Annotated in this window: 18 protein-coding genes; 7 read left to right on the forward strand and 11 right to left on the reverse strand. The window is 64.0% G+C overall.

Translation table 11 applies throughout. The features are described 5' to 3' along the window. Positions 1-103: 103 nt before the first annotated feature. The 5 genes from QSV36_RS11075 (at position 104) to QSV36_RS11095 (ending at position 8,713) form a co-directional block, all read left to right on the forward strand. Positions 104-2,440: a TonB-dependent receptor gene (locus QSV36_RS11075; protein ID WP_289131630.1), complete on the forward strand. Its 2,337-nt coding sequence runs from the start codon at positions 104-106 to the stop codon at positions 2,438-2,440. 17 nt (positions 2,441-2,457) lie between these two features. Next, positions 2,458-4,134 carry an aryl-sulfate sulfotransferase gene (locus tag QSV36_RS11080; protein ID WP_289131631.1) on the forward strand — a complete coding sequence of 559 codons (1,677 nt, stop codon included), beginning with the start codon at positions 2,458-2,460 and terminating at the stop codon, positions 4,132-4,134. A 276-nt stretch (positions 4,135-4,410) separates the two neighbouring features. Then, entirely contained in the window at positions 4,411-5,853 is a 1,443-nt protein-coding gene (gene gabD, locus QSV36_RS11085; RefSeq protein WP_170027787.1) for an NADP-dependent succinate-semialdehyde dehydrogenase, read from the forward strand. A gap of 183 nt (positions 5,854-6,036) precedes the next feature. Beyond that, on the forward strand, positions 6,037-7,314 hold the full coding sequence (gabT, locus tag QSV36_RS11090; protein ID WP_289131632.1) for a 4-aminobutyrate--2-oxoglutarate transaminase: 1,278 nt from the start codon (positions 6,037-6,039) through the stop codon (positions 7,312-7,314). A 139-nt stretch (positions 7,315-7,453) separates the two neighbouring features. Next, positions 7,454-8,713, forward strand: a complete 1,260-nt coding sequence (locus QSV36_RS11095) for an HDOD domain-containing protein (RefSeq protein ID WP_289131633.1) — start codon at positions 7,454-7,456, stop codon at positions 8,711-8,713. A gap of 29 nt (positions 8,714-8,742) precedes the next feature. Here QSV36_RS11095 and QSV36_RS11100 read toward each other — a convergent pair whose 3' ends face one another. Both QSV36_RS11100 and desA read right to left on the reverse strand, forming a co-directional pair. Next, positions 8,743-9,768, reverse strand: coding sequence for a GGDEF domain-containing protein (locus QSV36_RS11100; RefSeq protein ID WP_289131634.1), 1,026 nt, complete (start codon positions 9,766-9,768; stop codon positions 8,743-8,745). A 101-nt stretch (positions 9,769-9,869) separates the two neighbouring features. After that, a complete protein-coding gene (gene desA, locus QSV36_RS11105) occupies positions 9,870-11,054 on the reverse strand; it encodes a delta-9 fatty acid desaturase DesA (RefSeq protein ID WP_289131635.1) in 1,185 nt (394 codons plus the stop codon). 146 nt (positions 11,055-11,200) lie between these two features. Here desA and dibA point away from each other — a divergent pair, with 146 nt between their 5' ends. Then, positions 11,201-13,096, forward strand: a complete 1,896-nt coding sequence (gene dibA / locus QSV36_RS11110; RefSeq protein ID WP_289131636.1) for a phosphodiesterase DibA — start codon at positions 11,201-11,203, stop codon at positions 13,094-13,096. Positions 13,097-13,187: 91 nt separating this feature from the next. Here dibA and QSV36_RS11115 read toward each other — a convergent pair whose 3' ends face one another. The 9 genes from QSV36_RS11115 to tcyJ all read right to left on the reverse strand — a co-directional run bounded on the left by QSV36_RS11115 (position 13,188) and on the right by tcyJ (position 22,163). Further along, positions 13,188-13,832: a methionine ABC transporter permease gene (locus tag QSV36_RS11115; protein WP_289131637.1), complete on the reverse strand. Its 645-nt coding sequence runs from the start codon at positions 13,830-13,832 to the stop codon at positions 13,188-13,190. Continuing rightward, positions 13,822-14,931, reverse strand: a complete 1,110-nt coding sequence (locus QSV36_RS11120) for a methionine ABC transporter ATP-binding protein (RefSeq protein ID WP_289131638.1) — start codon at positions 14,929-14,931, stop codon at positions 13,822-13,824. The genes QSV36_RS11115 and QSV36_RS11120 overlap by 11 nt, the downstream gene beginning before the upstream one ends. Position 14,932: 1 nt before the next feature. Continuing rightward, positions 14,933-15,733, reverse strand: a complete 801-nt coding sequence (locus QSV36_RS11125) for a MetQ/NlpA family ABC transporter substrate-binding protein (RefSeq protein WP_289131639.1) — start codon at positions 15,731-15,733, stop codon at positions 14,933-14,935. Next, on the reverse strand, positions 15,726-17,117 hold the full coding sequence (locus tag QSV36_RS11130; RefSeq protein ID WP_289131640.1) for an LLM class flavin-dependent oxidoreductase: 1,392 nt from the start codon (positions 17,115-17,117) through the stop codon (positions 15,726-15,728). The genes QSV36_RS11125 and QSV36_RS11130 overlap by 8 nt, the downstream gene beginning before the upstream one ends. After that, positions 17,117-18,298 (reverse strand): SfnB family sulfur acquisition oxidoreductase, encoded by a 1,182-nt coding sequence (locus QSV36_RS11135; protein WP_289131641.1) that lies wholly within the window; start codon positions 18,296-18,298, stop codon positions 17,117-17,119. The genes QSV36_RS11130 and QSV36_RS11135 overlap by 1 nt, the downstream gene beginning before the upstream one ends. A 138-nt stretch (positions 18,299-18,436) precedes the next feature. Beyond that, complete coding sequence (locus QSV36_RS11140) at positions 18,437-19,678, reverse strand: SfnB family sulfur acquisition oxidoreductase (RefSeq protein ID WP_289131642.1); 1,242 nt, start codon at positions 19,676-19,678, stop codon at positions 18,437-18,439. A gap of 264 nt (positions 19,679-19,942) precedes the next feature. Next, positions 19,943-20,701, reverse strand: a complete 759-nt coding sequence (gene tcyN / locus QSV36_RS11145) for an L-cystine ABC transporter ATP-binding protein TcyN (protein ID WP_289131643.1) — start codon at positions 20,699-20,701, stop codon at positions 19,943-19,945. Positions 20,702-20,703: 2 nt separating this feature from the next. Continuing rightward, positions 20,704-21,372, reverse strand: a complete 669-nt coding sequence (tcyL, locus tag QSV36_RS11150) for a cystine ABC transporter permease (protein WP_025337317.1) — start codon at positions 21,370-21,372, stop codon at positions 20,704-20,706. Further along, on the reverse strand, positions 21,369-22,163 hold the full coding sequence (tcyJ, locus tag QSV36_RS11155) for a cystine ABC transporter substrate-binding protein (RefSeq protein WP_289131644.1): 795 nt from the start codon (positions 22,161-22,163) through the stop codon (positions 21,369-21,371). Before tcyJ ends, tcyL begins: the two co-directional genes overlap by 4 nt. Positions 22,164-22,536: 373 nt before the next feature. Here tcyJ and epsC point away from each other — a divergent pair, with 373 nt between their 5' ends. Next, positions 22,537-23,469, forward strand: coding sequence for a serine O-acetyltransferase EpsC (gene epsC, locus QSV36_RS11160; RefSeq protein WP_289131645.1), 933 nt, complete (start codon positions 22,537-22,539; stop codon positions 23,467-23,469). Positions 23,470-23,750: the final 281 nt, after the last annotated feature.

Genomic DNA, 23,750 nt, shown 5'->3' on the forward strand with positions numbered 1-23,750 from the left:
TTCAAAATATTTATATTTCTTAAAAGAATATAAGCCCGACTGACCGCGATTCGGTTCCGCCAACGGAAATGCTCGCCAGGGCCTCGCCTCAAGGAGCATTTGCATGTCCGGATTTTCCCGTTGGCCTGTGCGCGCGTCGCGTTTCACCTTGCAACCCCTGGCCGCCGGCGTGCTGCTGGCGGCGTCCAGCGGCAGCTTCGCCGCCGAGCCGGTCACTGCCACCCCCGCGCTAGAGCAGGAAGCCAAGCTCGGCACTGTCACGGTCAATGCTCGCCGTCGCGAAGAGACCGCGCAAAGCGTACCCGCGCCGATCAGTGTGCTCGACAGCGAAACCCTGGAAACCCAGCGCATCTACCGCGTGCAAGATCTGCAACAGCTGGTGCCCAGTACCAACGTCGCTTATGTGCATGCGCGCCAGTCGAGCATTTCGATCCGAGGCCTGGGCAACAACCCGGCCAGTGACGGCCTGGAGGGCAGCGTCGGCATCTACCTCGATAACGTCTACCTCGGCCGCCCGGGCATGGCCGTGTTCGACCTGCTCGATGTCGAGCAACTGGAGGTGCTGCGTGGCCCGCAGGGCACGCTGTTCGGCAAGAACACCACGGCCGGCGTGCTCAACATCACTACGCGCAAGCCGACCTTCCATCGCGAAGGCAGCATCCAGCAATCGATTGGCGAAGACGGCTACCTGCAGACCCAGGGCAGTTTCTCGGGGCCGATCAGCGAAACCCTGGCCGGGCGCATCAGCGCCTACCGGACCGAAGACGACGGCTACGTGAAGAACATCCATGATGGCGAAGACCTCAACGGCGGCAAGCGCCAGGGCTTTCGTACCCAGTTGCTGTTCCAGCCCAGCGACACCTTCAACCTGCGCTGGATCGGCGAGTACAACGAAGAGGACTCGGACAACGGCATCCTCAGCCTGTACAGCACCGGGCCGACCATCAATGGTGTCAACCGCTACGAAAGCCTGGCCGCGCAGGCGGGTGCGACACTGGTGTCGGGCAAGGATCGCAAGGTCAATTTCGACGCCGACCAGCAGGTGACGGTGTTCCAGGGCGGTACCTCGGTCGAGGCCAATTGGACCCTGCCCAACGACTTCACCCTGACCTCGATCACTGCCTACCGTTGGTGGGACTTTACGCCGCGCAACGACGACGGCCTCAATGTGCCGGTGTTCTACAGTGCCGGGGTGTCGGTGCGCGACAAGCAGTATTCCCAGGAAATCCGCCTGGCTTCGCCCACCGGTGGTGCCTTCGACTACGTACTGGGCGCCTACTACTTCAAGCAGGACCTGGACAACAAGTCCTTCACCTATTACGGGCCGCAGGCGGATATCTGGAACATCACGCCGGCCGGGGCCCTGGCCAACGTCGACACCATCGGCGACGGCCATATCGATACCGACAGCTACGCCTTGTTTGCCCAAGGCACCTGGCACATCACCGAGCGCCTGGACTTCACGGCCGGCGTCCGCGGTACCTATGAAGAAAAAAGCGCCTGGGTAACCCGTGACGCACCGACCGGCGGTACAGCCGTGACCGGTGCGGCCGCTGCCGCGCGCCAGGGCAGGGTCGGGGCCTATGACTCGGGCGACCTCAACCAGTACAGCTTCAGCCCCTCCGGCCTGCTTGGCCTGAGCTACCGCTTCAACGAGCAATTGCTGGGCTACGCGACCCTGACCCATGGCGAGAAGTCCGGGGGCATCAACCTGACCGTTGGTGCTGCGCCACGGCTGGGCACCGATTCGCTGCTGGTTGGCACCGAGCGGATCAACAACGCCGAAGTCGGCTTGAAAAGCACGCTGTTCGACGATCGCCTGCAACTCAATGCCAACCTGTTCTGGGCCGAAGTGCATGGCTACCAGGCCAACGTCTACGACCAGATCAACCGCGTGCAGTACCTGGCCAATGCCGGCAGCGTGCGCTCGCGTGGCCTGGAGTTCGAAGCCACGGCGTTGCCGATCCGTGGCCTCACGGTCAACTTCAACGGCTCGTGGAACGACGTGCGCTACACCGAGTATGAAGATGCGCCATGCCCACCCGAGGTCAGCCTGGCCAATGCCACCGCCACCTGCGACCTGTCAGGCCACCAGGTGGTGGGTGCCTCCAAGTACATCGCCAACCTCAACACCCAGTACAAGTGGCAGGCCACCGACCATGTCGAGCCTTACGTCACCGCCAGCTACGCCTTCCGCTCGAAGGCGGTTGGCACCATCGATGATTCCGATTTCGGCCAGATCCCCAGCTATGCACTGGTCAACCTGTCCGCCGGTGTGCGCCTGGACCAGGGCGACGGCGTGGTCGACCTGTCGCTGTGGGTGAAAAACGCCGGCGACAAGACCTACTTCACCAGCCTGTGGAACTCCGCCAACGGTGGCTACGCCGGCGTACTCGGCACCCCGCGCACGTTCGGCGCCACCGCCCGTTACGACTTCTGAGCACAAGGAGCTTTGCCATGAATGCCAAGACCGAAACCCCTGCATTGCCTGAAGGCGCCTGCCTGACTGCCAAGGTCCCCGAACCCGACGAAGCGCTGCTCGGCGACGTGGTGGTCAACCCGTACCGCCTGGCGCCGCTGACCGCGATCATCCGCGACGGCGGGCGTAGCCTGAGCGCCGCCCATGTGCGCGTGCTGGGGCGCGGTGAACGCGGTGTGGACATCGCCTACGAGGTATCCGACCGATCGTTGTGGACCTATGGCGGCATCCCGGTATTCGGCCTGTACCCGGATCACGTCAACCAGGTGGAAGTGACCTACAAGCTCGAGGGCGAACGTATTCGCGAGCAGTACCAGATCTACGCCCCGGCGGTACGCTTGCCGGTGGTGGCGAAGCAGACCGCAGCATTGCCGGAAGTGCAGCCGATCAAGGTGGCGCCAGGGTTCGAAAAGCGCCTGTACCTGTTCAACCACCTGCTCGGTGATATCCCGGGTGGCCGCGCCTTCAAGTGGAATGCCTTGGGTGGCGCGGCGGAATGGGACCAGGTGGGCAACAACTGGATCGCCGACAGTAACGGTGACGTGCGCTGGTACCTGGACATCGAGCAGATCCACGACGCCAACCGCCGCGATGGCCTGGGCGGCACCATGGGCTTCCAGCAAACCCGCGACGGCAAGCTGATCTGGGGCCAGGGCCAGACCTATTCCAAGTACGACCTGCTTGGCCGGCGTATCTGGCAGCGCAGCCTGCCCGACAAGTTCGCCGACTTCTCGCACGAAATCCGCGAGACAGCCAACGGCACCTACCTGCTGCGGGTGGGCACCAGCGACTATCGCCGGCCTGACGGCAAGCGCGTGCGTTCGATCCGCGACCACATCATCGAAGTCAACGAGGCCGGTGATGTGCTGGACTTCTGGGACCTCAACCAGATCCTCGACCCGTACCGTGGCGACCTCCTGGAAACCCTGGGCAAGGCGGCGATCCAGTTGCCGCAAGGCGTGCAGAAGCAGGACGAGCGGCTGGCCAACGAACTGGCCGAAGGCGACTTGCCGTTTGGCGACACCCCGGGGGTCGGGACCGGACGTAACTGGGCGCATGTCAATGCCATCGACTACGACGCCGATGACGACAGCATCATCGTTTCAGCACGGCATCAGGGCGTGGTCAAGATTGGTCGCGACAAACAGGTGAAGTGGATCCTCGCTTCGCCCCAGGGGTGGCCTGAGCGCCTGCGCGAGAAAGTACTTACCCCGGTCGCGGGCGAAGGCTTCGACTGGTCGTGGACCCAGCACACCGCCTGGCTGACCGGCAAAGGCACGCTGACCGTGTTCGACAATGGCTGGGGCCGGGACTTTGCGCCGACCAGGCTGACCGGTAACTACAGCCGGGCGGTGGAGTACCGCATCGACGAGGCCAAGGGCACCGTCGAGCAGGTATGGGAGTACGGCAAGGAGCGCGGTGACGAGTGGTACAGCCCGGTGACCTCGGTGGTGGCTTACCGGCCGGAGACCGACACCCAGTTCATCTATTCGGCATCGGTGAACTTCCTGACCCCGGAGAAACTGACCACCACCGTGCTCAACGAGGTGCGGCGCGGGACCCAGGAGGTGCTGGTGGAGCTGAAGGTGCACAGCCGGCAGCCGGGCAGCGTGGGTTACCGGGCCTTGGTGATCGACCTGGCCAAGGCGTTCTGATTCATCCCATTCGGGAGGGCCGTCGGTCCTCCCATCACAATCCCTTCAGCTCGTTCGTCTAACCTGTACTGGCCATTCGCGGGCACGCCCGCGAAGAGGCCGGCTGCCACAGCACAGAATCATGAAATTTCCGCCAGGGTGTTCAACCATTCGTTCTTTTTTTCGAACAGCCTATTGTCCAACACCCCAGCAGCCGCTTAGCATTCGTTTGAGATTTCAAACGCTCGATGCCTTGCCTTGGGCGCTTTTCAACAATCAACAATTCGGGAAGCCGACATGCAGCTCAAAGACGCTCAGTTGTTCCGCCAGCAAGCCTACATCAACGGTGAGTGGCTGGATGCGGACAACGGCCAGACCATCAAGGTGACCAACCCGGCCACCGGTGAAGTCATCGGTACCGTGCCGAAGATGGGCACTGCGGAAACCCGCCGCGCCATCGAAGCCGCCGACAAGGCGCTGCCTGCCTGGCGTGCCCTGACCGCCAAAGAGCGCTCGGCCAAGCTGCGTCGCTGGTTCGAACTGATGATCGAGAACCAGGACGACCTGGCGCGCCTGATGACCACCGAACAAGGCAAGCCGCTGGCCGAAGCCAAGGGCGAAATCGCCTACGCTGCCTCGTTCATCGAGTGGTTCGCCGAAGAAGCCAAGCGCGTCTACGGCGACACCATCCCTGGCCACCAGCCAGACAAGCGCCTGATCGTCATCAAGCAGCCAATCGGTGTTACCGCGGCCATCACTCCGTGGAACTTCCCGGCCGCGATGATCACCCGTAAAGCCGGCCCGGCCCTGGCCGCTGGCTGCACCATGGTGCTCAAGCCGGCCTCGCAGACCCCGTACTCCGCCCTGGCCCTGGTCGAACTGGCCCATCGTGCCGGTATCCCGGCTGGCGTGCTGAGCGTGGTTACCGGCAGCGCCGGCGAAGTGGGTGGCGAGCTGACCAGCAACTCCCTGGTGCGCAAGCTGTCGTTCACCGGCTCGACCGAAATCGGTCGCCAGCTGATGGAAGAATGCGCCAAGGACATCAAGAAGGTTTCCCTGGAGCTGGGTGGCAACGCCCCGTTCATCGTGTTCGACGACGCCGACCTGGACAAGGCGGTCGAGGGCGCGATCATCTCCAAGTACCGCAACAACGGCCAGACCTGCGTCTGCGCCAACCGTATCTATGTGCAGGACGGCGTTTACGACGCGTTCGCCCAGAAGCTGGCTGCCGCTGTTGCCAAGCTGAAGATCGGTAACGGCCTGGAAGAAGGCACCACCACTGGCCCGCTGATCGACGGCAAGGCTGTGGCCAAGGTCCAGGAACACATCGAAGACGCCGTTGGCAAAGGTGCCAAGGTGCTGGCCGGTGGCAAGATCATCGAAGGCAACTTCTTCGAGCCGACCATCCTCGTCGACGTACCGAAGACCGCTGCCGTCGCCAAGGAAGAAACCTTCGGCCCGCTGGCGCCGCTGTTCCGCTTCAAGGACGAGGCCGAAGTCATCGCCATGTCCAACGACACCGAGTTCGGCCTGGCCTCGTACTTCTACGCCCGCGACATGAGCCGTGTGTTCCGTGTTGCCGAAGCCCTGGAATACGGCATGGTAGGTATCAACACCGGCCTGATCTCCAACGAAGTGGCACCGTTCGGTGGCATCAAGGCTTCGGGCCTGGGCCGCGAAGGTTCCAAGTACGGTATCGAGGACTACCTCGAAATCAAATACCTGTGCATCAGCATCTGATAGCACGGTAACGGCTTTACCTCTGCCAGCGGGGCGCGAGAGCGACGTCTCGCTGGCCTTTTTTACATCGCAGTACCTGGTGGCCAGGGCGTTCACGGCAGTCGATCAACGAATACTGTTCGCGAGCACTCCCAGCCACCCCCGAATAAAAGCGCCACTCCAGACCGGCGCAATGAGGGCATTATGAGCAAGACCAACGAATCCTTGATGCAACGTCGTGTCGCCGCCGTCCCACGTGGCGTTGGCCAGATCCACCCGATCTTCGTCGATACCGCGAAGAACTCGACCGTGATCGACGTTGAAGGCCGCGAACTGATCGACTTCGCCGGCGGCATCGCAGTACTCAACACCGGCCACCTGCACCCAAAAGTGGTTGCAGCCGTGCAAGAGCAGCTGACCAAGGTCAGCCACACCTGCTTCCAGGTGCTGGCCTACGAACCTTACGTAGCACTGTGCGAGAAGATCAACAAGCTGGTCCCGGGCAACTTCGACAAGAAGACCCTGCTGGTCACCACCGGCTCCGAAGCGGTGGAAAACGCCGTCAAGATCGCCCGTGCCGCTACCGGCCGCGCTGGCGTCATCGCCTTCACCGGCGGCTACCACGGCCGTACCATGATGACCCTGGGCCTGACCGGCAAGGTCGTGCCGTACTCCGCTGGCATGGGCCTGATGCCGGGCGGCATCTTCCGCGCCCTGTTCCCGAGCGAACTGCACGGCATCAGCGTTGACGACGCCATCGCCTCGGTCGAGCGCATCTTCAAGAACGACGCCGAGCCGCGTGACATCGCCGCGATCATCCTCGAGCCGGTACAGGGCGAAGGCGGCTTCCTGCCAGCGCCGAAAGAGCTGATGCAGCGCCTTCGCGCCCTGTGCGACCAGCACGGCATCCTGCTGATCGCCGACGAAGTTCAGACCGGTGCTGGCCGTACTGGCACCTTCTTCGCCATGGAACAGATGGGCGTTGCGCCTGACCTGACCACCTTCGCCAAATCCATCGCTGGCGGCTTCCCGCTGGCCGGTGTGTGCGGCAAGGCCGAGTACATGGACGCCATCGCCCCGGGCGGCCTGGGCGGTACCTATGCCGGTTCGCCGATCGCTTGCGCTGCGGCCCTGGCCGTGATCGAAGTGTTCGAAGAAGAGAAACTGCTGGACCGCAGCAAGGCTGTCGGTGAGCGCCTGACCACTGGCCTGCGCGAAATCCAGAAGAAGTACCCGATCATCGGCGACGTACGTGGTCTGGGCTCGATGATCGCTGTGGAAGTCTTTGAGAAAGGCACCCACACCCCGAACGCTGCCGCTGTTGGCCAGGTTGTGGCCAAGGCTCGCGAGAAGGGCCTGATCCTGCTGTCCTGCGGCACCTACGGCAACGTCCTGCGGATCCTGGTTCCGCTGACCGCCGAAGACGCGCTGCTGGACAAGGGCCTGGCGATCATCGAAGAGTGCTTCGCTGAAATCGCCTGATGTGACACGCGGCATAAAAAAACCCGCTTCGGCGGGTTTTTTTATGCCCGGAACATGCTCGGTGGCGCTATCGTTGTGGCAGGACTCGCTTGGCAAGCTGCAACGGACTGTATGTCAGGGATTTTCAGGAGTTTTGGCGATGAGCGCTGCGCACCCCTCCCCACCGAGTGTACTGATCGTCGAAGGTGACCCTTGGGTACGCGACATGCTCAGCGAAATGCTGCTCAGCGTGCGCTGCGATGCCCGCCTGCACGTCTGCGCCGACGGCGAGCAGGCGCTGAGCGCGCTGTCGAGCAAGCCCGACCTGATCATCGCCGCGCGTGAACTGGCCGGTGTCGATGGCCTCGACCTGCTGCGCAAGGTCCGCGCCAAAAGGGCGGAGTTGCCGTTCATCCTGATGAGCAACCGCAGTGACAGCGCCAGCGTGCGCGAGGCACTGCCCCTGCATCCCACCGCCTACCTGAGCAAACCGTTGAATCTGGACAACCTGCGCAAGCGCCTGGAAGAGCTGCTGCTGGCCGTTGGCGAAGAGATCGCTTGCCCGACGCCAGCGTTGCAGGCAGGTGCCAGCCTGCCGGCTTATCTCGAGCAGCGCCGTGCGAGTGCCGATGGCGGGCCGCTGATGGCTGATGTGCAGGCGGCGCTCAAGCGCGCCCTCAACCCCCAGGGCCTGAACCTCAAGGTGCTCGAAGAGGAAGTGCGTGACGACCCGCAGATCACCGCTGTGCTGATTGCTGCAGCCAACAGCGCTGCGTTGCACCGCGAAGCACCGGTGCAGACCTTGCTACAGGCGCTGAACAAGCTTGGCAGCACCCAGAGCATGAACCTGATCCTGGGCATGACCCTGAAACGCAGCGCGCGCCTCAGTGACCCGCTGCTGGCGAAGCATGCGGCCCATTATTGGGGCCTTTCGCTGCACGCTGCCGAATATGGCCGCACCTTGGCGCGCATGCTGGAACTGGACGAAGGGCGTTGCTACTGCGCAGGGTTGTTGCATTGCCTGGGTGACCTGGCAGTGCTGCGCTGCCTGCAGGAGTGGCGGCTGGCGGGTGGCGAGCTGGACGAGGGCCAGGTGCAGCGCTCGCTCGACGAGTTCGGTGCAGCGTTCGGCTCGGCGCTGCGCACGCGCTGGCGGTTGCCGTTGGCATTGCGCGAGCTGATTGCAGCGATCTACCAATTGGGCGGCGGGGTGTATTCGCGGGAGATCCTGGCCATGAACCTGGCCGGGCAGTTGGCGCGGCTGCCGGCTGGGCTGGGGCTGGACAAGGTGGCCAGCAGCAAGACGGCGCGTTTGCTGAAGGTTGGCCTGCCGGAGCTGAGCCGGTTGCGCAAGGTGGAGAACCCGGAGGTGAAGCCCGAGGAAGAGCCGCCGGTTGCTGATACTGAGGTTTCCAGCTGAGATTCAGGGGCCGCTTAGCGGCCCACGGCTCAGCCGCGCACGATCTGGTTCTTGCCCTGGCGCTTGGCCTGGTACATTGCCGCGTCGGCCCGCGCATACAAGCTGTCCAGCGCCACATCTTCATCGGTCAATGCGGTCACCCCCTGGCTCACCGTCACGCCGAAGGTGTGCTCGCCATGGCTGAAACTCAAACGCTGGATGTGCCGCTGCAAGCGTTCGGCAATCTGCTCGGCTACCAGCACGTTGCAGCCAGGGAACACCGCGGCGAATTCCTCGCCACCAATGCGCCCGAACAGGTCGCCGCGGCGTAGCACGGCCTTGCCGCTGTCGGCGATGCGTTGCAGTACCTGGTCGCCTTCCTGATGGCCGTAGCTGTCGTTGATGCGCTTGAAGTCGTCGATGTCCAACAGCAGGAACGCCAGCGGCGTGCCTTCTTCACGCGCGCTGTCGAAGGCTTGCTGCGCGCATTCGAAGAAATGCCGGCGGTTGCTGCTCTGGGTCAGCACGTCGGTAGTGGCCAACCGCTGCAGCTCGCCTTCGAGCTGCTTCTTTTCGGTGATGTCCTCGGCAATGCCGACGATGATCACCCGCTCGCCATCGCCTTGCTGGTTGATGTAGCACTTGTCACTCAGCCAGCGCACTTGGCCGTCGGCGTTCAGGATGCGGTACTCGCGGTCTTCTACCGAGCCCTTGGCCAGCACCTGGGCCATGCTGCGTTCAGCGAACTCCAGGTCGTCGGGATAGATGCTGTCGCGCCACTCGTTGTAGTCGGCCAGTACCAGGCTGGCGGGGCGGCCGAAGATGCGCTCATAGGCGGGGCTGACGTACAGCACCTGACGGGTTTCCCAGTCGAAGGCCCACAGCACGGCATTGACGCTGTCGAGCAGCGCACTGAACAACTGCTCGCGCTCGCTCAGGCGGGCAACTTCGCCCTGGGCATGCAGCAGCGCAAGCAAGGTTTGGGCGGCCTCGGGAGGTTGGGTGGCGGGCAGTGTCGTAATGTTCTTGGCCATGTGCACGAAGCAGGTCTCGACGTGAAAGCGTGCGGCCAGCATCCGGCCCGCCACGCGGGGCGATGTGCCAGGTTCGAGTGGAAGCGACGGGGGGAAGTTCCGGGCGGCACGCCCTGCCAGGCGGGCGTGCCGATCAACGGTGGTCAGGCGCCGGTCGGGCGCAGCGAGTAGGTCTTGAGTTGCGCCGCGAAGTCGCGCAGGGCATGGATACCGCTGGTTTCGGCCTCGTGGACCCAGTCTTTCATCGCGGCGAGCATGTCGTGGCCGTTGGCGCTGGTGCGCGCCCAGATCTGCTGCAAAGCCAGGCGTTTTTCGTAGATGGTCTTCAGCGCCTGGCTGTGTGCGAGCATCGACTCGATGCGCACATGGTGGCGGTCCTGCAGCAGGCTGGTCTCGCGCGACAGCAGGCGCTTGGCGCGGCGGAAATGGTGGCGCACCGAGGCATCGACGCGGGCCAGCTCCTGCTTGACCAGTGGGCCGATCACCAGCTTGCGGTACTGGGCCATGATCTGGAAGCGGTTGTTGAGGATGGCCATGGCCGTGTCCATGTCCAGGCTCGCCTTGCCCGCCACCCGGTGGGCGATGGGGGCCACGCGCTGCACCTTGGCCAGGCGCAGGAGGCAGAACAGGCGGATCCACGCCCAGCCCATGTCGAACTCCCAGCGCCTGACCGACAGCTTGGCCGAGTTGGGGTAGGTGTGGTGATTGTTGTGCAGCTCCTCACCACCGATGACGATGCCCCATGGCACCAGGTTGGTGGCGGCATCGCGGCATTCGAAATTGCGGTAGCCAAGCGCATGGCCCAGGCCGTTGACCACCCCGGCGGCCCAGAACGGGATCCACATCATCTGCACCGCCCAGATGGTAATGCCGATGGTGCCGAACAGCAGCAGGTCGATCACCGCCATCAGCGCGATGCCGCCCAGCTTGTAGCGTGAGTAGAGGTTGCGCTCGATCCAGTCGTCCGGGCAGTTCTTGCCGTAGATGCGCAGGGTTTCCGGGTTGCGCGCCTCTTCCCGGTACAGCTCGGCGCCCTTGCGCAACACCGTGCCCAGGCCCTTGTACACCGGGCTGTGCGGGTCTTCGGGGGTTTCGCACTTGGCGTGGTGCTTGCGGTGCACGGCGGTCCATTCGCGGGTGTTCTGGGCCGTGGTCAGCCACAGCCAGAAACGGAAGAAGTGCTTGAGCACGCCGTTGAGCTCCAGGGCGCGGTGCGCGGAGTAGCGGTGCAGGTAGACCGTGACGCTGACGATGGTCACATGGGTCATCAACAAGGTGATGCCGACCAGTTGCCAGGCCGACAAGTCGAGCAGGCCGTTGTACCACATAAGTGCAGATACCCTCGGAATGCAGGGGGAAGGGGTGATTATCCCTTGGTGGGGAAATAAAACCAGTCAGCCGTTCAGATAGGAAGTCACGACATGTTTCAGCCTTTATAATGCCCCTTCCTTTCTGATGGGCTATCGCACCCGACATGTCTGTTTCCGTTCGCGACGCCTTGCGCATGGCTGCGCTGTATGTGGTGCTATCGGTCCTCTGGCTGACGCTGGCCGAGCTGGTGCTGCAGAGCATGACCGACAATCCCCTGGCACAGACCGTGGGGCGGCAGATCAACGTGGTGGTCTGGGTACTGTTCAGTGCCTTGTTGATTTATGTGTCGCGGGTGCGCCTGCTCAATTTCATCGGCCGTGGCGCGCGTCTGCGTTACGAAGACCGCGAGCGGCTGCGCATGGCTGCCGCGGTGTTCGACAGCACCTTGGAAGGCGTGCTGGTGACCGACCGTCAGGGCCAGATCGTGCACGTCAACCGGGCCTTCATGCGCATTACCGGCTACCAGCAGGACGAGGTCATCGGCCAGCGCCCGAACAAGTTCAAGTCAGGCCGCCATGGCGTGGCGTTCTATCAGCAGATCTTCGCCACCCTGGCGGAGAAGGGCGAGTGGAGCGGCGAAATCTGGAACCGGCGCAAGAGCGGCGAAATTTACCCGCAATGGCAGACCATCTGCGCCATTCACGACGACGAAGGTGAACTCAGCCATTACGTGGCGGTGTTCAGCGACATCAGCGCGATCAAGCATTCGGAGCAGGAGCTGGCCTACCTGGCGCACCACGACCCGCTGACCGGCCTGCCCAACCGCCTGCTGTTCACCGACCGGGTCGAGCAGGCCCTGACCGCAGCCCAGGCCAACAAGCGCGGCTGTGCCCTGCTGTTGCTGGACCTCGACCATTTCCAGAGCATCAACGACGGCCTTGGCCACACCATCGGCGACCAGTTGCTCAAGCTGGTGGGCGAGCGCCTCGGCGAGGTGCTGGGCAGCGGCGTGACCCTGGCGCGCCTGGGCGGCGACGAGTTCGGGGTGCTGGCCGAGAACTGCCAGCAGGTTGGCCAGGCCGGCAAGCTGGCGCAGGGCATCATCGAGCGCATGCGCGAGCCTTTCCTGTTCGATGGTCATCGCCTTTTCATCAGTGTCAGCGCGGGCATCAGCCTGTTCCCCAGCGACGCCCTGAGTGCCGAGCAATTGCTGCGTAACGCCGACTCGGCTTTGTACAAGGCCAAGAGCAACGGGCGGGCCTGTTATGCCCTTTATACCGAAGAGCTGACCGCTCACGCCCAGCACCGGGTCGAAACCGCAGGTGAATTGCGCCGGGCGCTGGAGCAGGATGAGTTGCGGGTGTTCTACCAGCCGGTACACGACCTGGCGAGCGGCCTTCAGGTCGGGGTCGAAGCGCTGGTGCGCTGGCAGCACCCGCAGCGCGGCCTGGTGCCGCCGGGTGAGTTCATCCCGATAGCCGAGCGCACCGGGCTGATTGCCGAGATCGATGCCTGGGTGCTGCGCCAGGCATGTCGGCAGATGGTGCAATGGCAAGCTCTGGGTCGGCAGCTAGCCTTCGTGGCGGTGAACATTTCCAGCCGCCTGTTTGGCCAGCATGAGCTGTACCAGCAGGTGGCCGAAGTGCTGCACGAAACCGGCCTGGCTCCGGCCTTGCTGGAGCTGGAAGTGACCGAGAGCGCGGTGATGGAAGACCCGGAAGTGGCGCTGGAGCAATTGCATCGCCTGCGTGAGCTGGGCGTGACCTTGGCCATCGACGACTTCGGCACCGGGTATTCGTCATTACTGCGGCTGAAGCGCCTGCCGGTGCAGAAGCTGAAGATCGACCAGGGCTTCGTCGCCGGGTTGCCGCAGGACGAGGACGATATCGCGATTGTCCGGGTGATCATCGCCCTGGCCCGCAGCATGGGCATGCAGGTGCATGCCGAGGGCATCGAGCAGGCCGAGCAAGCCAGCTTTTTGCTGCAGGAGCTGTGTCAGCTGGGGCAGGGGTACTGGTTCGGGCGGCCGGTACCCGCTGCGGATTTGTACTGGGGTTGAGGGCCTCTTCGCGGGCACGCCCGCTCCCACAGGGACTGCACAGGGCCTGAGAGATGTGGGGACCTGTGGGAGCGGCATGCCCGCGAAGAACTCAACGCTTGTTCAAGCCTTTCGCCAACCGGTCGCCACCCAGCTGGATCAACGCCACCAACGCCACCAGCATGGCAATCACGGTCAGCATGATCTGGCTGTCGAAGCGCTGGTAACCATAGCGGTAGGCGATATCCCCCAGGCCCCCGGCGCCGATCGCCCCGGCCATGGCCGAAGAATTGATCAGCGTTACCAGGGTAATGGTGAACCCCCCCACGATCCCCGGCAGCGCCTCGGGCAACAGCACGTGCCAGACGATGTGCCAGCGCCGGCAACCCATGGCTTGCGCCGCTTCCACCAGGCCGTGGTCGACCTCGCGCAGGCTGACCTCGGCAATCCGTGCGAAGAACGGCGTGGCGGCGATGGTCAGCGGTACCACTGCCGCCCACACGCCGTAGGTGGTGCCCACCACCAGGCGGGTGAAGGGGATCAGCGCGACCATCAGGATCAGGAACGGGATCGAGCGGAACAGGTTGACGAAAGCGCCCAGCACCCGGTTCAGTACCGGGGCCTGGAAGATCCCGCCCTTGTCACTGGTAACCAGCAATACCGCCATCGGCACCCCCACCAGCAGGGCGATCAGCGACGACACGCCGACCATCAACAATGTATCGAGCAAGCCTTCGAGCAGGCGATCAAACCACATGGCCTAGTACCTCCACGTCCTCGGCCCAGCGGCGGGCGCGTTCCAGCAATTGATGGGGCGCGTGCGGCGAGTGTTGCACCGACAGGATCAGCTGCCCCAGGGCATGCTCGCCAATGGTCTCCACGCCACCCTGCAGCAGGCGCACGCGGCCGCCCAGGTCATTGAACAAGGCCGACAGCTCCGGCTCGCCGAGCACGGTCAGCTTCAGCACCACGGCACTGTCAGGGCTCGCCGGGGTCGCCTGCAGGCTGGCCTGCAGCGCGGCGGGCAACCTGGCTTGCAAGGGCGCGAGCAGGGTCCGGGTGACCTCGTGGCGTGGTGCGCCGAATACCCGCCACACTTCGCCCTGCTCAACCACTTCACCGCGTTCGAGCACAACCACCCGATGGCAGATATCGCGGATCACCGCCATTTCGTGCGTGATCAGCACGATGGTCAGGCCCAGGCGCCGGTTGATGTCGCGCAGCAGCTCGAGGATCGACGTGGTGGTTTCCGGGTCCAGCGCCGAGGTGGCCTCGTCGCACAGCAGGATCTCGGGGTCATGCACCAGTGCCCGGGCAATGCCGACCCGCTGCTTCTGCCCGCCGGACAGCTGCGCCGGGTACACGTGGTGTTTTTCCTGCAGGCCGACCAGTTCCAGCAGTTCACGCACTTTGCGCTGGCGCTCGGCCTTGGCGACGCCGGCCACCTTCAGTGGCAGCTCGACGTTCTGCCACACGGTCTTGGCCGACATCAGGTTGAAATGCTGGAAGATCATGCCGATGCGCCGGCGCAGGGCTACCAACTGGTCTTCGTGAAAGGCTGCGATGTCCACCTGGTCGATCAGCACCCGGCCCAGGCTGGGCTGCTCCAGGCGGTTGATGGTACGCAGCAGCGATGACTTGCCGGCGCCACTGCGGCCGATGATGCCGAAGATCTCGCCATGGCGGATGTTCAGGTCGATGCCTTGCAAGGCCGGTTGCGCCTGGCCCGGGTAGGTCTTGCCCAGGCCGATGAAGCGCACGTGGGCCTGGTTGACCTCCGGACGCAGGGCCTGCTCCCTGGCCGTCGCTGGCAGTGATTGTGCGGTAGGCGCCCGGAGCGCGCTGGCCTGGCTCATGTCAGCCCTCCCAGCCGACCTGGTAGAGCTTGCCGTGGGCCTTGTCGAGGGCCGCGCGCACGGCTGGCGAATGCTGGTAGATGTCGACGAACCTGGCCAGGCGCGGGTCGTCCTTGCTTTGCGGGCGAATGACGAACTGGATGACGTATTCCTTGTTCTCCAGGCCGTCGAACAGCAGCGCCGAGCCAGCGTCGAAGCTGTTCGCCAGGCGGATGTACGCCGGGTAGCCCTGCACCAGGTCGGCGTCGTCATAGGCACGTACCAGTTGTACCGCCTCGACCTGGAGGATCTTGAGCTTTTTCGGGTTGGCGACAATGTCGGCCTCGGTGGCCTTGTAGCCGACCCCTGGCTTGAGGCTGATCAAGCCAGCCTTGGCCAGCAGCTGCAGGCCACGGCCGCTGTTGATCGGGTCGTTGGCGATGGCCACGCTGGCGCCTTCGGGCAGGTCGGCGAAGCTTTTGTATTTTTTCGAATACAGGCCGACATTGTTGATGATGCCGGGGGCGTAGGGCACCAGGTTGAAACCTGCGGCCGCCTTGGCGTTCTCCAGGAACGGGATGTGCTGGAAGTAGTTCACGTCGATGTCGCCGCTATTGAGGCTGACATTCGGCGCGATCCAGTCGCTGAACTCGATCAGCTTCACTTCCAGGCCTTGCTTGTGTGCTTCTTCCACAGCCGCTTCCAGCGGGATGGCGAAGGCCGCGGTGGTACCGATCTTCAGCGGTTCGGCAGCCAGGGCGCTGGCGCTCAGGCCAAGGGTGAGGGCAACGGCCGCGACGGGCCGGAACAGTTTTTCAAGCATGGTGCAGGGCTCCAGTCGGGGTAGGGGCAGAGGCAAAGCGGTAAGCCGAGCCAGGGTGGTCGGCGGGCAGGTAGGGGTGGTCGGCCTGGAACAGCTTTTCGCGCAATGTGCCTTCGGCGTAGGCGGTCTTGTAGCGGCCGCGCTGCTGCAGTTGCGGGATGACCAGCTCGATGAAGTCCTCGAAGCTTTCCGGGGTTACGGTGCGGGTCAGGTTGAAGCCGTCCAGGCCGGTTTCATCGATCCAGGCGATCAGTTGCTCGGCCACCTGCTCCGGCGCGCCGACCAGGGTCACGTAGCGGCCGCCCAGGGCGTGCTGCTGCAACAGGCGCCGCCGCGTCCAGGCGTTGTCCTGCAACTGGCGCGTGGCGGACTGGATGGCGTTGCCCTGGCGGAAGGCGATCGGTTCGTCCAGCTCGAAGGCGGCAAAGTCGATACCGGTGGAGGCCGCGAAATGCGCGACCCCGGCCTCGGCACTGGCATGTTGCAGGTACTCGGCGTGCCTGGCCTGGGCCTGCTGCTCGGTGGCCGCGACGATCACCGTGATGCCCATGAACACCTTGACCGCCTGCGCGTCGCGCCCAGCGGCCTGAGCGGCGGCACGTACCTTGTCGACCTGGGCGCGGGTGGCGGCCTTGTCCTGGCCACTGATGAACACGCATTCGGCATGGTTGCCGGCGAAGGCCAGGCCACGCGGTGAGCTGCCGGCCTGGAACAGCACCGGCGTGCGCTGCGGCGACGGTTCGCTCAGGTGGTAGCCTTCGACCTGGTAGAACTCACCTTGGTGGCGGACCTTGCGTACCCGCTCGGGCCGCGCGTAGACGCGCTGCTGGCGGTCGGCGACCACCGCATCGTCGGCCCAGCTGCCTTCCAGCAGCTTGTACAGCACCTGCAGGTATTCGTCGGCCTGGTCGTAGCGGCGGTCATGTTCAGGTTGCTGCGCCAGGCCCATGGCCCGGGCGGCACTGTCGAGGTAGCCGGTGACGATGTTCCAGCCCACCCGGCCATTGCTCAGGTGGTCCAGGGTGGAAAGGCGCCGGGCGAACAGGTACGGCGCCTCGTAGGTAAGGTTGGCGGTAAGGCCGAAGCCCAGGTGGCGGGTGACGGCGGCCATGGCCGAAACCAGCAGCAGCGGGTCGTTGACCGGCAGCTGGATCGACTCCTTGAGGGTGACATCCAGCGACTGGCCATAGATGTCGTAGGTGCCGACGATATCGGCAAGGAACAACCCGTCGAACAGGCCGCGTTCCAGCAGCCGCGCCAGGTTGGTCCAGTAGTCGAGGGTCTTGTACTGGGTCGAGGTATCCCGCGGGTGGGTCCACAGGCCGTGGTTGATGTGCCCGATGCAGTTCATGTTGAAGGCATTGAGCAGGATCTGCTTGGCCATCAGATGGTCCCCCGGCGTGGCGGGTTGGCATCGTTGAGGTAGTAATTGCCGATGGCGTGGTACTTCCAGCGCACCGGGTCATGCAGGGTGTGCACGCGGGCGTTGCGCCAGTGGCGATCGAGGTTGTGTTCGGCCAGGGTGGCCTGGCTGCCGCTCAGTTCGAACAGCGTCGTGCTGGCTGCAAGGGATATCTCGGTGCTGATGGCGCGGGCTTCGGCGACGGCGATGGAAGCTGCGGCAACCTTGGCGGCGGTGCTGTCGTCGCGGGCGCGGTCCAGGTATTCGCCGGCACGCTCCAGCAGGGCTTCGGCGGCGTGCAGACGGATCGCCAGCTGGCCGAAGCTTTTCAGCGTCAACGGGTCATCGGTGGCCTTGTCCAGGCCGGAGTCGACCCACGGCCGGCTACGGCTGCGCACGAAGTGCAAGGCGTCTTCATAGGCGGCGCGGGCGATGCCGGTGTCGATCGCGGCATGAAGAATCTGCGCCAGCGGGCCGACCGGGGTGGGGCGCTCGAAGGCGCTCTGGAACGGCACCACGTCGGCGGCGCTGACATGGACGTTGTCGAACACCACCGAGCCGCTGCCGGTGGTGCGCTGGCCGAAACCGCTCCAGTCGTCGATCACCTGCAGGCCCTGGCTGTCGGCCGGGACGAACGCCAGGTGCTGCACGCCGTGCTCGTCAACCACCGAGGTGGGAATGCGCTGGGCGTAGATGGCCCCGGTGGCGTAGAACTTGCGACCATTGATGCGGAAACCGTCGCCATCACGGCTCAGGCGGGTAGTGCGGTCGTTGGCAGTCCTGGTGCCCAGTTCGGCCAGGGCGTTGCCGAAGCGACGGCCAGCCAGTACTTCGCCATACAGGCGCTGTTGCTGTTCGGGCGAGCCATTCACCCGCAGCACTTCCAAGGCGTAGAAGTGGTTCTGCGGGATCTGCCCGAGCGAGCCGTCGGCCTGGGCGATGCGGGCGATGACCTTGGCCAGGGTGACATTGGACACGCCGGCGCCGCCGAAGGCCTTGGGCACGCTGATCGCCCACAGGCCGGAGCGGGTGAACAGCTCCAGCTCGGCGTGCGGCAGGCGGCGTTCGCGGTCGCGCAGGGCGCTGTCGCGGCGCAGTTGCTGGGCGATGTCTTCGGCGACGGCCAGGGCCTGGGCATCGTTGATAATGATGGTGGTGGTCATGGTGTGCTCCGGGCTATAGGAGCCGCTTTGCGGCCCATCGCGACACAAGGCCGCTCCCACAGGGATGCCGACACGGGGCTCGTGTAGGAGCGGCCTTGTGCCGCGATGGGCTGCACAGCAGCCCCAAAGCCAAAAAAATCAGATCCAGGAATGCCGCGCAGGCAGCGTGCCGTTGAGGTGGTAAGCGCCCACCGCGTGGTACTTCCAGCGCACCGGGTCATGCAGGGTGTGCACCCGGGCGTTGCGCCAGTGACGGTCGAGGTTGAATTCGGCAAGCGTGGCGCGGCTGCCGGCCAGCTCGAACAGCTTCTCGCTGGCCTGCAGAGCGATCTCGGTGGTCAGCACCTTGGCCTCGGCCACTGCGATCGAGGCCCGCGCCGCGCTTGCGGCGTCGATCGGCGCGGCATTGACTTCGTCGAGGACCCGCGCAGCCTTGCGCAGCAACGCTTCGGCGGCGTGCAGTTCGAGCTTCAGGCGGCCGACGTCGGCAATCACATACGGATCGTCACTGGCGCGCTCGACATTGGCATCGACCCATGGGCGCGACTTCTCGCGGACGAATGTGATTGCATCCTCGATCGCCGCTTCGGCAATACCGGCATCGATGGCCGCTTGAATCAGCTGCGAAGCTGCACCCTGGGTATTGGGAATGTCGCGCTGGCGCCAGTTGTCGATCACCAGCTCGGCCTCCACCGGCACCTGGTCGAGCAGCACGGTGCCGCTGGCGGTGGTGCGCTGGCCGAACCCGGACCAGTCATCGACGATGCGCAGCCCTGGGCTGCCACGGCGGACGAATGCCAGGCGCTGACGGCCTTCGTCGTCCAGCGCCTTGACCGCCACCCAATGGGCGAACAGCGCACCCGTGGAATAGAACTTTTCTCCGCTGATGCGATAGCCGTCGCCGGCCCGGGTAAGCCTGGCCTTGAGTGTGAGGGTATCTTTGGTGCCGCGCTCGGGCCCGGCATTGCCGATGCGCCAGCCGTCGAGCACGCTGCGGTAGATCGCCGCCTGCTGCGCTTCGGTACCGGTCAGGCGCAGCAGCTGCAGGATGCCGAACTGGTTCTGCGGGATCTGCCCCAGGGCCGGGTCGGCGGCGCTGATCAGGCGGAACACTTCGGCGATGGTCGCGAATGACACTTCGGGGCCGCCAAAGGCCTTGGGGACGCTGATGCTGCCCAGGCCGCTGCGGGTGAACAGCTCGATCTCGGCCCATGGCAGTTTGCGTTGCTGGTCGCGGCGGGCGGCCTGCTCGCGGGCGATCTCGGCCAGTTCGCGGGCCGCTTGCAAGGCTTCGGCATCGTTGCGCAGCACCTTGGCTGGCAGCAGCACCGGCGAGCTGTCGAGATCGCTGTGGAATCGGGTATTGGCTTGGCTGGACATCAGTGCCGCTCCTTGGCTGCACTCAATGCCCTGGCGTTGCGCACTGGGGTGATTGTGATCCTGACCATTCCTGACCTCACAAATTGGTTATGTCGCTGTAGCTGATCGCGACGGATGTGTGCTGGTCCGGTGGTCCGGTGGATATACCCTAATGCTTTATAAAAACTTTATGAACTAACTCTTTGGAATATGTATAGAAGGAGGGATTTGTTGCGGATGTGCCGGCTTCTTCGCAGACGCGCCCGCGAAGAGGCCGGCACAGGCTTACTCGGAAGCCGCAGTCCCGAGGAACTTGCGCAGGAATTGCCGGGTACGTTCTTCCTTCGGCGCCGCGAACAGTGCCTTGGCCTCGCCCTGCTCCACGATCACGCCCTTGTCGAAGAAAATCACCCGGTTCGCCACGTCCCGGGCAAAGCTCATCTCGTGGGTGACGATGATCATGGTGCGTCGCTCCTCGGCCAGGCCGCGAATGGTCGCCAGCACTTCACCCACCAGCTCCGGGTCGAGCGCCGAGGTCGGTTCGTCGAACAGGATCACCTCCGGTTCCATGGCCAGGGCGCGGGCGATGGCCACCCGTTGCTGCTGGCCACCGGACAGGCGTCGCGGGTAGGCGTCTTCCTTGCCTGCCAGGCCGACCTTGGCCAACAGGCGCCGGCCCAGTTCGATGGCCTGTTTGCGAGGTGTCTTCTTGACGATCACCGGGCCTTCGATGACGTTTTCCAGGGCAGTGCGGTGCGGGAACAGGTTGAAGTTCTGGAACACGAACCCGGCCTGCTGGCGCAGGCGGCGGATCGCACCTTGCTGGCCACCCAGCGGGCGGTTGGCGTCGATGCTGATGTCGCCGATCTGGATCTGCCCGGCATCGGGTGTTTCCAGCAGGTTCAGGCAACGCAGGAAGGTAGTCTTGCCAGAGCCACTAGGCCCGATGATCGCCACCACTTCGCCCGGCTGCACGGTCAGGTCGATACCGTTGAGCACGGTCTGGCCCTTGAACCGCTTGGTCAGGCCTTTGACTTCAATCATGCTCAATGCTCCTGGTCATGCTGGTTGACGCGCGCTTCCATGCGGTTCTGGAAGTGCGCGAGAATGCTGCACAGCACCCAGTAGATGACCGCGACCGCCACGTACATGGTGAACACCTCGAAGGTGCGCGCGGTAATCAGCTGGGCCTGGCGGAACAGCTCGGGCACCTGGATGGTCGCCGCCAGGGCGGTGTCCTTGACCAGCGAGATGAAGCTGTTGCCCAACGGTGGCAGGGCAGTGCGCAAGGCTTGTGGCAGGATGGCCCGGCGCATGGCCTGGACACGGGTCATGCCGATACTGGCAGCGGCTTCCCACTGGCCGCGGTCGATCGAGGAGATCGCTGCGCGGAGGATTTCGCAGATGTAGGCGGCCATGTTCAGCGACAGGCCGATCAGCGAGGCCGGGATCGGGTCCAGTTCGATGCCGATCTGCGGCATGCCGAAATAGATCACGAACAGCTGCACCAGTAGCGGTGTGCCGCGGAAGAACGACACATAGACCCGGGCCAGCCAGTTCAGCGGCAGGATCTTCGACAGCCGCATCAGCGCCAGGGCAAACCCCAGCAGCAGGCCGAAGAACATGCCGCCAACACTGAGCAGCACGGTATAGCCCGCGCCCTTCAGCAGGAAGGGCGCGGAATCGACAACGAGTTGCAGGCTTTCAGCGATCATTTGGTGACATCGGCACCGAAGTATTTCTCGGACAGCTTGGCCAGCGTGCCGTCAGCCTTGAGCTTGTCCAGTGCCTTGTTGATTGCGGCCAGCAGTTCCGGCTCGCCCTTGCGCAGGGCCACGCCGCTTTCCAGGCGCGAGAAGGCCTCGCCGGCCAGCTGGGTGTCCTTGGCTTTCTGCGCATATTCCAGCGCGGCCAGGCGGTCGATCAGGATGGCGTCGATACGGCCGTTGCGCAGGTCGGCGAACTTGCTCGGGTCGTCTTCATAGGTGCGCACATCGGCTTGCGGCACGTCCTGTTTCACCCACTGCTCGTAGTTGGTGCCCAGGCCCACGCCAACCTTCTTGCCGGCCAGGTCGGCGGCCTTGTGGATGTTCAGCTGCTCGGCCTTCTTCTTCAGGATCAGCGCCTGGATGCCGGAGATGGTGTAGGGCTCGGAGAAGTCGTACTTCTTCTTGCGCTCTTCGGAAATGGTCACCTGGTTGATCACCACGTCCAGGCGCTTGGACTCCAGGGCGGCGAGGATGCCGTCCCACTTGGTCGGCTGCACCTTGGCCTTGACCCCGAGCTCCTTGGCCAGCAGTTCGGACAGCTCGACTTCGAAGCCGGTCAGCTTGCCGTTCTCGTCCTGGAAGCTGAACGGTGGGTAGGTGCCTTCCAGACCGACGTTGATCACGCCTTTTTCCTGGATGGTCTTGAGCTGTTCGCCGGCAAAGGCCTGGCTGAGCAGGCCGGCACCCAGCAGGAGAGCCAGGCTGGCGTTGAGTAGCGGTTTGGCGAATTTCGACATGTGGAAGCCCCGCGCTTGTTGTCAGTGGTGGGTGGCGACTATAGGGTTGGCCATTTAGGCCAGGAAATAATAAAAAATTATTTTATTATTCCTTTTCGTATTTCTATCAGTGCTGGCTGCAATGAGGGTAGGCGAGTATCTGTTTCCCGTCATCGCTGCTTATGCCCGACTTAGTGCAGGATGGAATAAAGCGTTGTTTTTTCCAAGGGATGGATTTGCCGTAGAGTGGATTGCAAGTACGCAGGCCAGGCCCTTTCGCGGGGTAAACCCGCTCCTACAGGTACTGTCGGTGGCTGGGGGAGCGGGTTTACCCCGCGAAAGGGGCGGACCTGCCAATAACAACGAGTCTGGCCTACTCAGGCAGGAGAAAACCGTGAGCGAACAACCTTCATCCGGGCACTGGCAGTTGCAGAGCATTGTCGCCGGCCTGCGCGGCGCACGTGAACAATGGCGTACGCGCAATGGCCGCATCAGTGGCGAGCAAGGCGGGCGTGAGTTGCCTTCGCGCGAGGCGATGCGGCAGATTCTCGAGCAACTGTGCGGCGCGCTGTTCCCCATGCGCCTTGGCCCGGTCGACCTGCGCGAAGAAAGTGAAGACTTCTACGTCGGCCATACCCTGGATGCCGCGCTGACCGCCTTGCTGGCCCAGGCGCGCCTGGAGCTGCGCTACGCCGCGCGGCAAAACAAGGCTGAGCTGGCCGGTGTCGATGCCCACGCGCTGAGCCTGGTCCAGGGCTTTGCCGCCGCCCTGCCGGGCTTGCGTGTGCTGCTCGACACCGACGTGCTGGCCGCCTACCACGGTGATCCGGCGGCGCGCAGCGTCGACGAGGTGCTGCTGTGCTACCCCGGCATCCTGGCGATCATCCACCATCGCCTGGCGCACCACCTGTACCAGGCCGGCTTGCCACTGCTGGCGCGGATCAGCTCGGAACTGGCGCATTCGTCCACCGGCATCGACATTCACCCCGGGGCGCAGATCGGCCCGAGCTTCTTCATCGACCACGGGACGGGTGTGGTGATTGGCGAAACCGCGATCATCGGCGAGCGCGTGCGCATCTACCAGGCTGTGACCCTGGGAGCCAAGCGTTTCCCCAGCGACGAATCGGGAACCCTGCACAAAGGCCTGCCACGCCACCCGATCGTCGAAGACGATGTAGTCATCTATGCCGGTGCCACGGTCCTGGGGCGGATCACCATTGGCAAAGGTTCGACCATCGGCGGCAATGTCTGGCTGACCCGTAGCGTGCCGGCCGACAGCAACATTACCCAGGCCAACCTGCAGCTGGATTGCCAGGACAAGAACTGAACCGATGTTGCCTGCAACCCCACAGCTACCGCACAAGGCTCAACAATTGTGCGGTAGCGGTGGGAGTGGGTTTAGCCGCGATGAGGCCGACCCAGAAGGGCGCCAACCAGCGCCCTGATTCGCATTGAAATTCGATCCATGTTTAACTTGAACGCTTGTTCAATGAAAAACGCTGGTCCGCTGCCGGTGTTCAACAGGAGGATTCCTTTGCTGAACCCGTTCATTCCGAACCTTACGTCATTCGACGAGGTGCGCCGCCCATGAGTGCACCGATACCTTCC

Source organism: Pseudomonas sp. BCRC 81390 (assembly GCF_030341915.1).
In the GTDB taxonomy this organism is placed as follows: Bacteria; Pseudomonadota; Gammaproteobacteria; order Pseudomonadales; family Pseudomonadaceae; genus Aquipseudomonas.